The following is an 11,955-nucleotide window of genomic DNA, read 5'->3' as shown; positions in this document are numbered from 1 at the left end:
GTGGAAACAATCTGGGCGAACGTCAGAGAAGCTCTGACAGTGGCTTACGCGCAGCGGCGTCATCCTTATAGCTGCAGGCAGCAGCGGCGTTTTATACCGTCTGACGGCCTAAATTGCAAAGCGTTTTGCTGGCTCGCCGCCGTTCCGCGTCACGATTTTTTGCCAGCAGACGCTTTTCTGAAAAATGCGGAAACAGAAAAAGGGCTGGCATTTCGTTCACCCCTTAACCTAAAATAGCCGTCCAGATGGTTTTCCATCTAAACTGGTTAACATCCAGGCGTTTCACGTCTGACATACTGACACTTCTAACACTGCTCGCGGCTTTGCCTGAAGGGGCGTCAAGTAAGTTCATCTCACTTACGCTATGCAGTCGAATTCAAACCATTTGTAAGGTAAAGAACAGAATGGCTAAACACCTTTTTACGTCCGAGTCCGTATCAGAAGGACATCCTGATAAAATCGCCGACCAGATTTCTGATGCCGTGCTGGACGCTATCCTCGAGCAGGATCCCAAAGCACGCGTGGCCTGCGAAACCTACGTTAAAACCGGTATGGTGCTGGTCGGCGGTGAGATCACCACCAGCGCATGGGTCGATATCGAAGAGATCACCCGCAATACCGTACGTGAAATCGGTTATGTCCATTCTGATATGGGCTTTGACGCCAACTCCTGTGCCGTTCTGAGCGCCATCGGCAAGCAGTCTCCTGACATTAACCAGGGCGTTGACCGCACCGACCCGCTGGAGCAAGGCGCGGGCGACCAGGGCCTGATGTTTGGCTACGCCACCAATGAAACCGACGTACTGATGCCAGCACCGGTGACCTACGCGCATCGTCTGGTGCAGCGCCAGTCTGAAGTACGTAAAAACGGCGCGCTGCCGTGGCTGCGTCCGGATGCGAAAAGCCAGATCACTTTCCAGTACGACGGCGGCAAAATCGTAGGTATCGACGCGGTGGTGCTGTCAACTCAGCACTCTGAAGATATCGACCAGGCAACCCTGCGCGAAGCGGTGATGGAAGAGATCATCAAGCCGGTGCTGCCGAGCGAGTGGATCAACGCCAGCACCAAATACCACATTAACCCGACCGGCCGCTTCGTTATCGGCGGCCCGATGGGCGACTGCGGCCTGACCGGTCGTAAAATCATCGTCGACACCTACGGCGGTATGGCACGTCACGGCGGCGGCGCGTTCTCCGGCAAGGATCCGTCGAAGGTTGACCGTTCTGCAGCCTACGCGGCGCGCTACGTGGCGAAAAACATCGTTGCCGCCGGCCTGGCCGACCGCTGCGAGATTCAGGTCTCCTACGCTATCGGCGTGGCGGAGCCGACCTCCATCATGGTGGAAACCTTCGGCACCGAGAAGATCTCAACCGAACAGCTGACGCTGCTGGTGCGTGAGTTCTTTGACCTGCGTCCTTACGGCCTGATTCAGATGCTGGACCTGCTGCAGCCGATCTATAAAGAGACCGCCGCTTACGGTCACTTCGGTCGCGAACACTTCCCGTGGGAAAAAACCGACAAAGCTGCTCAGCTGCGCGACGCTGCTGGTCTGTAAGGTTTTCCTCTCAAGGCTCTCCCCTGTCGCAGGGGAGAGCCTTGTTTTTTGGCCTCTTTTTTCTCCGCTTTCCGCCTCATTCAGCACATTTCCTTTTCTCTACTACACTTTTCACACTCGTCAAGCCTCGGCGTGTTACCGATTACAAATTGAAACGCTTTATTAATCTGTTATTTAGGATTTAACCTGCGTGGTTATTCGGCTGAAAATGCGTTATTTTCAGCGTCCTCTGATAGCCGATAATTGACGCCATGTCGGAAACTTAACAAGTGCTATACCTTACTGGTTAGTTAACCTTTTTGGGCTGAATATGCTGAATTTCAGGGTTTCAGCGTGTGTAAGCGATTACATTAGCGTGATCGTCCTCACTTTTTACCCGAGAAAGGTTTTTTAACATTAGATAACAACAATGATGGATAAACTCGGAGGCAACATGCCTGGCAACACTCACAAAAGCAGAACCTCAAACAAGGCAATGACCTTGTTTGTCTGCTTTCTTGCAGCTCTCGCAGGGCTGTTATTTGGACTGGATATCGGTGTTATCGCAGGTGCGCTGCCGTTTATCGCCAAAGACTTTAACGTTACCGCACACCAGCAGGAGTGGATCGTTAGCTCCATGATGTTTGGCGCAGCGGTCGGCGCGGTCGGCTCCGGCTGGATGTCGTCGCGTCTTGGTCGTAAAAAGAGCCTGATGGCCGGCGCCATTCTGTTCGTTATCGGTTCGCTCTGGTCCGCCATGGCACCGAACCCGGAAATGCTGATCGTCGCACGCGTAGTGCTGGGTCTCGCCGTCGGTGTTGCCTCTTACACCGCGCCGCTCTACCTGTCTGAAATCGCGCCGGAAAAAATTCGCGGCTCGATGATTTCGCTCTATCAGCTGATGATTACCATCGGTATTCTCGGCGCCTACCTCTCTGACACCGCCTTCAGCGCGTCCGGCGACTGGCGCTGGATGCTGGGCATCATCACTATTCCGGCGGTGCTGCTGCTGGTGGGCGTCTTCTTCCTGCCCAACAGTCCGCGCTGGCTGGCGGCCAGAGGCGATTTCCGCGACGCCCAGCGCGTGCTGGATCGCCTGCGCGACACCAGCGAGCAGGCGAAACGCGAGCTGGAAGAGATCCGCGAGAGCCTGAAGATCAAGCAGTCTGGCTGGCAGCTGTTCCAGAGCAACAGCAACTTCCGCCGCGCGGTATTCCTCGGCGTGCTGCTGCAGGTGATGCAGCAGTTCACCGGTATGAACGTCATCATGTACTACGCGCCGAAGATTTTTGAAATCGCCGGCTTCACCAATACCACCGAGCAGATGTGGGGCACCGTTATCGTTGGCCTGGTCAACGTGCTGGCGACCTTTATCGCTATCGGTCTGGTGGACCGCTGGGGCCGTAAACCGACGCTGATCCTGGGCTTCCTGGTGATGGCGGCAGGGATGGGCGTGCTGGGCACCATGCTGCATATGGGCATCCATTCGCAGGGCGCGCAGTACTTTGCTATCGCCATGCTGCTGATGTTTATCGTTGGCTTCGCGATGAGCGCCGGTCCGCTGATTTGGGTGCTCTGTTCAGAGATCCAGCCGCTGAAAGGCCGCGACTTCGGCATTACCGTTTCGACCGCGACCAACTGGATCGCCAACATGATTGTCGGCGCGACCTTCCTCACCATGCTGAATACGCTGGGCAACGCCAATACCTTCTGGGTCTATGCGCTGCTGAACGTCTTCTTTATTGTGCTGACGCTGATGCTGATTCCAGAGACCAAAAACGTCTCGCTGGAGCACATTGAGCGCAACCTGATGTCCGGCAAGAAACTGCGCGATATCGGTTCAAACAACTAAGTTACCCAGGCGGCCAAAAGGCCCGCCTGAAGCGGTTAGCAATGTGCGGACACGGGTGACAAGGCCCGATCGCAAAGACGCAAAAGCGCCATCCATGGCGGCTCGGCCCGCGCAGTCCCTTGCGCGGGACGCTTTGCTCTTCGGTCCTTGTCACCCGTGTTTTGAGTTTGTTCGCCGTTTGAAGATGGGCCTTATGGCCCGCCTTTTTTATTTGATTGAGTTCTTCGCCCGCCCCGCCTATGCTTCCGGCATGAAAACGCCCCGACTTCCCATCGCCCTCCAGCAGGCCGTTATGCGCTCGCTGCGCCATTTCTTACAGCTTGCCAGCGAGAAGCTGGAGCGCCCGTTTGCCGAACCGGCGCTGGTCTATCAGCAGCGCGGCACGGCGGCAGGCACCGCCTGGCTGGAAAAGTGGGAAATTCGCCTTAATCCAGTGCTGCTGCTGGAAAACCAGCAGGCGTTCATTGATGAGGTGGTGCCGCACGAGCTGGCGCATCTGCTGGTATGGAAAGTCTTTGGCCGCGTGCCGCCGCACGGCAAAGAGTGGAAGTGGATGATGCAGGAGGTGCTTGGCGTGCCCGCGCGCCGCACCCATCAGTTCGAAATCGCCTCGGTGCGCGCCGCCACCTTCCCCTACCGCTGCGGATGCCAGCAGCATCATCTCACGGTACGCCGCCATAACCGCGTGCTGCGCGGCGAAAGCGAATACCGCTGCGTGCGCTGCAAAAGCCTGTTAAAACCGGGCGACTACTCCCCAGCCTGAGCGCAATTCTCATTCCGCTTGCGGCGCCATTCTGCTACCCTGCCGCACTTTTTTACCGACTGAGAATAATTCCGCAACATGTCTCGCAAAATGATCTGCGCCGTCGCGCTGCTGCTCTCTCCTCTCGCCGCCCAGGCGATCGCACTCAATAACTACCATCAAAATAACTTTCAGCAGGCGAAAACCTTCGCTGTGGCGATTAACGCCGACGCGCCCGGCTCCTTCTACTGCGGCTGTAAAATCAGCTGGCAGGGTAAAAAAGGCATACCCGATCTTAATAGCTGCGGCTATCAGGCGCGTAAAAACGCCAACCGCGCCGGACGCATCGAGTGGGAACATGTGATGCCCGCCTGGGAGTTCGGCCACCAGCGTCAGTGCTGGCAGAACGGCGGCCGCAAAAACTGCAGCAAAGACGCCGACTACCGCCGCATCGAAAGCGATCTGCATAACCTGCAGCCCGCCGTCGGCGAGGTCAACGGCGACCGCGGCAACTTCGCCTACAGCCAGTGGAACGGCGGCGAACAGCAGTATGGCCAGTGCGCCATGAAGGTGGACTTCAAGAACAAGCAGGCCGAGCCGCCCGCCCGCGCCCGCGGCGCTATCGCGCGCACCTACTTCTATATGCGCGACCAGTATCACTTGCGCCTGTCGCGCCAGCAGACTCAGCTTTTCACCGTCTGGAACAAGCTCTATCCGGTCTCCAGCTGGGAGTGCGAACGCGACCAGCGCATCGCGCGCGTGCAGGGCAATCACAATCCTTATGTGCAGCAGGCTTGCCAGCGTTAAAATCACTGCCCTACACTAACGTCTTCTCGATATTGCCGCGCCGGGTGCGCGGCGCTCAGCTTTCAGGGCCTGTATGCGCATACCTCGCATTTATCATTCCGAACCTTTAACCAGCGGCAGCGAGATCGCGCTGGACGAAGACGCCTCTAACCATGTTGGACGCGTTCTGCGCATGACCAGCGGCCAGCGTCTGGAACTCTTTGATGGCACTAATCTGACTTTTGCGGCAGAGATCACTCTTGTCGATAAAAAGCGTGTAAAAGTAAGAGTCCTTGAAGGCCAGCCCGACGATCGTGAGTCTCCCCTGTTTCTGCATCTCGGCCAGGTGATGTCGCGCGGCGAAAAGATGGAGTTCACTATCCAGAAATCGATTGAGCTGGGCGTGAGCGTGATTACTCCACTGTTTTCCGAACGCTGCGGCGTAAAGCTGGATGCCGAACGGCTGGCGAAAAAACGCCAGCAGTGGCAAAAAATCGCTATCGCCGCCTGCGAACAGTGCGGCCGCAATCGCGTGCCGGAAATCCGCCCGGCGATGACGCTGGAGGCCTGGTGCGCCGAGGCCGACGACGGCCTGAAACTTAACTTGCATCCGCGCGCGCAGCAGAGCATCAACACGCTGCCGCAGCCGGTCGAGCGGGTTCGCCTGCTGATCGGCCCGGAAGGCGGGCTAAGCGCCGAGGAGATTGCCATGACCGGCGAGCGCGGTTTTACCGATATTTTGCTCGGCCCGCGCGTGTTACGCACGGAAACCACCGCGCTGACCGCGATTACGGCACTTCAGGTGAGGTTTGGCGATCTCGGCTAGGGAATAATCAGGGATTATATTAAGACGCGCGCAGCACTTACTGGCGTCCTGACTGGTCAGCCTGCGCTGACCGCACAGAACGAGGCGGAAAAGACCGCCTCTCTGAGGAGAGAATAATGATTAAACTTGGCATCGTTATGGACCCTATCGCGTCCATCAACATTAAAAAAGACACCAGCTTCGCCATGTTGCTGGAAGCACAGCGCCGCGGTTACGAAATTCACTATATGGAAATGGCCGACCTCTCGCTGCGCGGCGGCGTCTCTTACGCCCGCACCCGCCTGCTGAGCGTCGATCAGAACTATGATAAATGGTATGAATTCGGCAGCGAGCAGGAGATCAAGCTGGCCGATCTCAACGTGGTCCTGATGCGTAAGGATCCGCCGTTCGACACCGAGTTTATCTACGCCACCTATATTCTGGAGCGCGCCGAAGAGCAAGGCACGCTGATCGTTAACAAGCCGCAGAGCCTGCGCGACTGTAACGAGAAGCTCTACACCGCCTGGTTCTCGGAGTTCACGCCGGATACGCTGGTGACGCGCAGCAAAGAGAAACTGCGCGCCTTCTGGCAGGAGCACGGCGACATTATCATGAAGCCGCTGGACGGCATGGGCGGCGCGTCGATTTTCCGCGTCAAGCAGGACGATCCAAACTTCGGCGTGATCACCGAGACGCTGACCAACCACGGCCAGTTCTTCTGCATGGCGCAGAACTATCTGCCCGCCATTAAAGAAGGCGACAAGCGCGTGCTGGTGGTGGACGGCGAGCCGGTGCCTTACTGCCTGGCGCGCATCCCGCAGGGCGGCGAAACGCGCGGCAACCTGGCGGCCGGCGGCCGCGGCGAAGCGCGTCCGCTGAGCGAAAGCGACTGGGAAATTGCCCGCCGCGTTGGCCCGACGGTGAAAGCAAAAGGATTGATTTTTGTCGGCCTGGATATCATTGGTGATAAACTCACTGAAGTGAACGTCACCAGCCCGACCTGCGTGCGTGAAATTGAAGCCGCATTCCCGATCTCCATCACCGGCATGTTGATGGACGCTATCGAGAAGCGTCTGGGCTGAGCATGACCCTGGAGCCAGGCTCCGTGATCAACCCAAACCGGCGCACACCCGCGCCGGCTATTTTTGGTACATCGAGTGAGAATGAATTTACAGCATCATTTTTTGATTGCCATGCCCTCCCTACAGGATCCCTTTTTCAAACGCTCTGTGGTCTATATCTGCGAGCACAATGAAGAAGGCGCGATGGGTTTGATTATTAACAAGCCGATGGAAAATCTGACGGTCGAAGGCATTTTAAAGAAGCTGAAAATCACGTCAGGCGAGCGCGACCCCGCAATTCGCCTGGACAAACCGGTATTCAGCGGCGGGCCGCTGGCCGAGGATCGCGGCTTTATTCTTCACTCCGCGCAGCGCATCTTCTCATCCAGCATCCGCATTTCCGACACCACGGTGATCACCACCTCGCGCGATGTGCTGGAGTCGCTCGGCACCGCTTCGCAGCCGGAGCATGTGCTGGTGGCGCTGGGCTACTGCGCCTGGGAGAAAGATCAGCTGGAAAATGAGCTGATGGAGAACGCCTGGCTCACCACGCCCGCCAACAGCAATATTCTGTTTCAGACGCCAATCGCCGAGCGCTGGCGCGAAGCGGCGCGCAGCATTGGCATCGATATTCACAGCATCGCCAGCGATGCGGGACACGCCTGATGACGACGCAAACGCTGCTCGGTTTCGACTTCGGCACCAAAAGCATCGGCGTCGCGGTCGGCCAGCAGCTGACCGGCAGTGCCCGCCCGCTCGCCGCGCTGAAAGCGCAGGACGGCACGCCGGACTGGCTGCAGATCGAGCGCCTGCTGAAAGAGTGGCAGCCCGATTTTGTGGTGGTCGGCCTGCCGCTGAATATGGACGGCACCGAGCAGCCGTTGACCGCGCGCGCGCGCAAGTTTGCCAACCGCCTCCACGGCCGCTTCGGCGTGCGTGTCGAGCTGCAGGACGAGCGCCTCAGCACGGTAGAAGCGCGTGCTGGCCTGTTCGAGCGCGGCGGCTATCGCGCGCTGAATAAAGGCTCGGTGGACTCGCAGTCGGCGGCGATTATTCTGCAGGACTGGTTCGAAACCCACTAGGGTCCGCCTCGCTCGCACCTGGTTCAGGGGCGAGCAGCCCTTCCCGCTGCCGCGCCAGCAGGCTCTGCTCGAAGGTTTGCATGCCAGCCTGCGCGCCGGTTTGCAGCAGTGCGCCAATCTGATGCATCTTGCCGTCGCGGATCAGGTTGACGATAGCAGGCGTGGCGATCAACACCTCAAACAGCCCGATGCGCCCGCCGTCGCGCGCCGCCGTCAGCTTCTGCGCCAGTACCGCTTTCAGGCTGCCTGCCAGCTGGGCGCGCACCAGGTTTTTCTCCTCCGCCGGAAAGACATCCACCAGACGATCGATCGCCTGCGCCGCGCCGCGCGTATGCAGCGTGGCGAGCACCAGGTGGCCAGTTTCGGCGGCGGTGAGCGCCTGACGGATAGTGTCGCCGTCGCGCAGCTCGCCCAGCAGAATGACGTCGGGATCTTCACGCAGCGCGGCGCGCAGCCCGAGGCTGAACGAGGCGCAGTGCGTGCCGATTTCGCGCTGCTGGATCAGCGACTGCCGGCTCTGGTGAATGAACTCGATGGGATCTTCCAGCGTAATAATGTGCTTCGCCTGCTGGCGGTTAATGGCGTCGACCATCGCGGCAAGCGTAGTCGATTTGCCGCTGCCGGTCGCGCCGGTCACTAATAGCAGCCCATCCTCCAGCCGCAGCCAGCGCGACGTTACCGCTGGCAGTCGCAGGCTCTCTAGCGCTGGGCAGCGGGTCGCCAGCGTCCGCAGCGCCAGCGACAGCCCCTGCCGCTGGCGAAACAGGCTGGCGCGCAGCCGCTGACCGTCGGCCAGCGAGAAGGCGAAGTCGGTTTGCCCCTGCGCCGCCAGCTCTTCGCGCTGTCGCGGGTTGAGATAGCGCCCGATGGCCTGCTCCAGCCAGTCAGCCGTCAGCGGCGCGAGATCGGGAATGCGCTCCAGCCTGCCGTGGCGCCGCCAGCGCGGCGAATCTCCGCTGCACAGGTGCAGATCGGCGGCATTATGCTTTACACTAAGCGCCACCATTTCTTCCAACTCCATAGATAGCCTCCTGACGATGACCTCAATCCAGCACAACCTACAGCAACTGCGTCAGCGGATCCGCGCTGCCGCAACGCAATGCGGGCGCGATCCAGAAGAAGTTACGCTGCTTGCCGTCAGTAAAACCAAACCTGCGAGCGCGGTCGAGGAAGCCCTCGAAGCTGGCCAGCTCGCCTTCGGCGAAAATTACGTGCAGGAAGGGGTTGAAAAGATTGAGGCGCTGGCCGCACATCCAGAGGTGGAGTGGCACTTCATCGGCCCGCTGCAGTCGAATAAAAGCCGTCTGGTCGCGGAGCATTTCGCCTGGTGCCATACGGTGGATCGCCTGAAGATTGCCCAGCGCCTGAACGATCAGCGTCCCGACTCGCTGCCGCCGCTGAATGTGTTGATTCAGGTAAATATCAGTGACGAAAACAGCAAATCTGGCATCATGCTGGAGGCTTTATCCGAACTGGCGCAGCAGGTTGCCGCGCTGCCGCGGCTGAGGCTGCGCGGCCTGATGGCGATTCCGGCGCCGGAAAGCGATTACGCGCGCCAGCTGGCGGTCTGTCAGCGAATGGCCGACGCCTTCCGTCAGCTGAAGCAGCGCTACCCCGACGTCGACACGCTTTCTCTGGGAATGAGCGACGACATGGAAGCGGCTATCGCCGCAGGCAGCACCATGGTGCGCATCGGCACTGCGATTTTCGGCGCGCGGGATTATGCGCGCAATCCACAACAATAATTGAGGAACCTCATGTTAACACTGACGTTTTTAGTCAAAACGCTGATCGACCTGTACGTGATGGTGCTGCTGCTGCGCATCTGGATGCAGTGGTCGCGCTGCGATTTTTATAATCCGCTGTCGCAGTTTGTGGTGAAGATTACCCAGCCGATCATCAAGCCGCTGCGCCGCATTATTCCTGCTATCGGCCCAATCGACACCGCCTCGCTGCTGCTGGCGTTTGTGCTGACGACGCTAAAATATCCGATTTTGCTGCTGATCCAGGTGGGCACCTTTTCGGTCGATCCGGCCAATCTGCTGGTTGGCCTGCTCTCGCTGCTGAAATCTGCCGGTTATCTGGTGTTCTGGGTGATCATCATTCGCTCGCTGATGAGCTGGATCAGCCAGGGACGCGGCCCGCTGGACTATGTGCTGGTGCAGCTGACTGAACCGCTGATGTCGCCGATTCGCCGCATTCTGCCTGCGATGGGCGGCATCGACTTCTCGGCGATGATTGTGATTCTGGTGCTTTACGCCCTGAACTTCCTCGGAATGGACCTGTTTCCAGGCCTCTGGTTTCTGCTGTAAATATGACTGGAACTGCTATGCAAAAAGTTGTGCTCGCCACCGGCAATCCCGGCAAGGTACGTGAACTGGCGGATCTGCTCTCCGCCTTTGGCCTGGATATCGTGGCGCAGACCGATCTGGGCGTGGAGTCGGCGGAAGAGACCGGCCTGACCTTTATCGAAAACGCCATTCTGAAAGCGCGTCACGCCGCGCAGATCACCGGCCTCCCCGCCATCGCCGACGATTCGGGCCTGGCGGTGGATGCGCTGGGCGGCGCGCCCGGCATCTATTCGGCGCGCTACGCCGGAGAGGCAGCCAGCGACCGGGAGAATCTCGAGAAGCTGCTGAACGCGCTGGAAGCGGTGCCGGACGGCGAACGTCAGGCGCAGTTCCACTGCGTGCTGGTCTATCTGCGCCATGCGGAAGATCCGACGCCGCTGGTGTTCCACGGCAGCTGGGCGGGCGAAATCACCCGCTCCGCCGCTGGCGAAGGCGGTTTCGGCTACGATCCGATCTTCTACGTGCCCGAACTGGGCAAAACCGCCGCCGAGCTAAGCAAAACGGAAAAAGGCGCGGTTTCTCACCGAGGCAAAGCATTGACGCTGCTGCTGGAAGCGATGCGCAATGCCTGATTTACCGCCGTTAAGCCTCTATATCCATATTCCGTGGTGCGTGCAGAAGTGCCCCTACTGCGACTTCAACTCCCATGCGTTAAAAGGCGAGGTGCCGCACGTCGAGTATGTGCAGCATCTGCTGTGCGATCTGGAAAACGACCTGCCGCTGACCCACGGGCGCGCGGTGCGCACCATTTTTATCGGCGGCGGCACGCCGAGCCTGCTGAGCGGCGAGGCGATGCAGATGCTGATGGACGGCGTGCGCGCGCGGCTGCCGCTGGCGGCGGATGCGGAGATCACCATGGAGGCCAATCCCGGCACCGTAGAGGCGGACCGCTTCAGCGCCTATCAGCGGGCGGGCATTAACCGTATCTCTATCGGCGTACAGAGCTTCGACCCGCAGAAGCTGGAGCGGCTGGGGCGTATTCACGGCCCGGACGAGGCGAAGCGCGCCGCGCAGCTGGCCGAGGGGCTGCATCTGCGCAGCTTTAACCTCGACCTGATGCACGGCCTGCCCGATCAGTCGCTGGAGGAGGCGCTGAGCGACCTGAAGCAGGCGATTGCGCTCAATCCGCCGCATCTCTCCTGGTATCAGCTGACCATTGAACCGAATACGCTGTTCGGCTCGCGTCCGCCGACGCTGCCGGACGACGACGCGCTGTGGGATATCTTCGAGCAGGGGGATCGCCTGCTGACCGCCGCGGGCTATCAGCAGTATGAGACCTCTGCCTATGCGAAGCCGGGTTACCGCTGCGAGCACAATCTCAACTACTGGCGCTTCGGCGACTATCTCGGCATCGGCTGTGGCGCGCACGGCAAGCTGACCCAGCCTGACGGACGCATCGTGCGCACCGTGAAGACGCGCCATCCGCGCGGCTTTATGCAGGGCCGCTATCAGGAGAAGCAGTATGAGGTCGCCGACGCAGAGAAGCCGTTCGAATACTTTATGAACCGTTTCCGCCTGCTTGAAGCGGCGCCGCGCGAGGAGTTTGCGCGCTACACCGGCCTGAGCGAGCAGACCATTCGGCCGCAGATTGAGGCGGCGATCGCTGCAGGCTACGTCGCGGAGAGCGCGACGCACTGGCAGATAACGGAGAAAGGTAAGCTGTTTTTGAACTCGCTGCTGGAGCTGTTTTTGGTGGAGGAGTAAGTGGAAAAGCCGAGGGCGGCACAGGCCGCCCTCACCG

At 59.4% G+C, this 11,955-nt stretch carries 13 protein-coding genes; 12 read left to right on the top strand and 1 reads right to left on the bottom strand.

Features of this window, described 5'->3' with window-relative positions:
• Positions 1-404: 404 nt before the first annotated feature.
• The 8 genes from metK (at position 405) to ruvX (ending at position 7,863) form a co-directional block, all read left to right on the top strand.
• Complete coding sequence (gene metK / locus Q9R34_RS07010) at positions 405-1,556, top strand: methionine adenosyltransferase (protein WP_434125769.1); 1,152 nt, start codon at positions 405-407, stop codon at positions 1,554-1,556.
• Positions 1,557-1,989: 433 nt separating this feature from the next.
• Positions 1,990-3,387, top strand: a complete 1,398-nt coding sequence (locus Q9R34_RS07005) for a sugar porter family MFS transporter (RefSeq protein WP_033752553.1) — start codon at positions 1,990-1,992, stop codon at positions 3,385-3,387.
• A 250-nt stretch (positions 3,388-3,637) separates the two neighbouring features.
• The gene (locus Q9R34_RS07000) at positions 3,638-4,150 is read left to right on the top strand and encodes a SprT family zinc-dependent metalloprotease (protein ID WP_434125903.1); all 513 of its coding nucleotides are present in this window, start codon (positions 3,638-3,640) and stop codon (positions 4,148-4,150) included.
• A gap of 78 nt (positions 4,151-4,228) precedes the next feature.
• Positions 4,229-4,936 (top strand): deoxyribonuclease I, encoded by a 708-nt coding sequence (gene endA, locus Q9R34_RS06995; RefSeq protein ID WP_485892924.1) that lies wholly within the window; start codon positions 4,229-4,231, stop codon positions 4,934-4,936.
• Positions 4,937-5,009: 73 nt separating this feature from the next.
• Complete coding sequence (gene rsmE, locus Q9R34_RS06990; protein ID WP_033752252.1) at positions 5,010-5,741, top strand: 16S rRNA (uracil(1498)-N(3))-methyltransferase; 732 nt, start codon at positions 5,010-5,012, stop codon at positions 5,739-5,741.
• Between the two features lie 116 nt (positions 5,742-5,857).
• The gene (gene gshB, locus Q9R34_RS06985) at positions 5,858-6,802 is read left to right on the top strand and encodes a glutathione synthase (protein ID WP_485892923.1); all 945 of its coding nucleotides are present in this window, start codon (positions 5,858-5,860) and stop codon (positions 6,800-6,802) included.
• An 81-nt stretch (positions 6,803-6,883) separates the two neighbouring features.
• Positions 6,884-7,447 (top strand): YqgE/AlgH family protein, encoded by a 564-nt coding sequence (locus tag Q9R34_RS06980; protein ID WP_434125763.1) that lies wholly within the window; start codon positions 6,884-6,886, stop codon positions 7,445-7,447.
• On the top strand, positions 7,447-7,863 hold the full coding sequence (ruvX, locus tag Q9R34_RS06975) for a Holliday junction resolvase RuvX (protein ID WP_033752261.1): 417 nt from the start codon (positions 7,447-7,449) through the stop codon (positions 7,861-7,863). Before Q9R34_RS06980 ends, ruvX begins: the two co-directional genes overlap by 1 nt.
• Here the strand turns inward: ruvX and Q9R34_RS06970 are convergent.
• Positions 7,832-8,884: a type IV pilus twitching motility protein PilT gene (locus Q9R34_RS06970; protein ID WP_485892922.1), complete on the bottom strand. Its 1,053-nt coding sequence runs from the start codon at positions 8,882-8,884 to the stop codon at positions 7,832-7,834. The genes ruvX and Q9R34_RS06970 overlap by 32 nt on opposite strands.
• Positions 8,885-8,900: 16 nt before the next feature.
• On the opposite strand from Q9R34_RS06970, the gene Q9R34_RS06965 reads away from it, so the two are divergent.
• From Q9R34_RS06965 to hemW, 4 genes are read left to right on the top strand one after another with little or no spacing between them, the layout of a single operon-like run.
• Positions 8,901-9,608, top strand: a complete 708-nt coding sequence (locus tag Q9R34_RS06965) for a YggS family pyridoxal phosphate-dependent enzyme (protein WP_485892921.1) — start codon at positions 8,901-8,903, stop codon at positions 9,606-9,608.
• Between the two features lie 12 nt (positions 9,609-9,620).
• Entirely contained in the window at positions 9,621-10,175 is a 555-nt protein-coding gene (locus tag Q9R34_RS06960) for a YggT family protein (RefSeq protein ID WP_485892920.1), read from the top strand.
• Between the two features lie 17 nt (positions 10,176-10,192).
• Positions 10,193-10,786, top strand: coding sequence for an XTP/dITP diphosphatase (locus Q9R34_RS06955; protein ID WP_485892919.1), 594 nt, complete (start codon positions 10,193-10,195; stop codon positions 10,784-10,786).
• A complete protein-coding gene (gene hemW, locus Q9R34_RS06950; RefSeq protein ID WP_485892918.1) occupies positions 10,779-11,918 on the top strand; it encodes a radical SAM family heme chaperone HemW in 1,140 nt (379 codons plus the stop codon). Before Q9R34_RS06955 ends, hemW begins: the two co-directional genes overlap by 8 nt.
• The last annotated feature ends 37 nt before the right edge of the window (positions 11,919-11,955 follow it).

This window comes from Enterobacter sp. BRE11 (genome assembly GCF_031844285.1).
Taxonomy (GTDB): Bacteria; Pseudomonadota; Gammaproteobacteria; order Enterobacterales; family Enterobacteriaceae; genus Pantoea.
The sequence above is the reverse complement of the archived record's forward strand: the minus strand, read 5'-3'. Positions and strand labels throughout refer to the sequence as shown.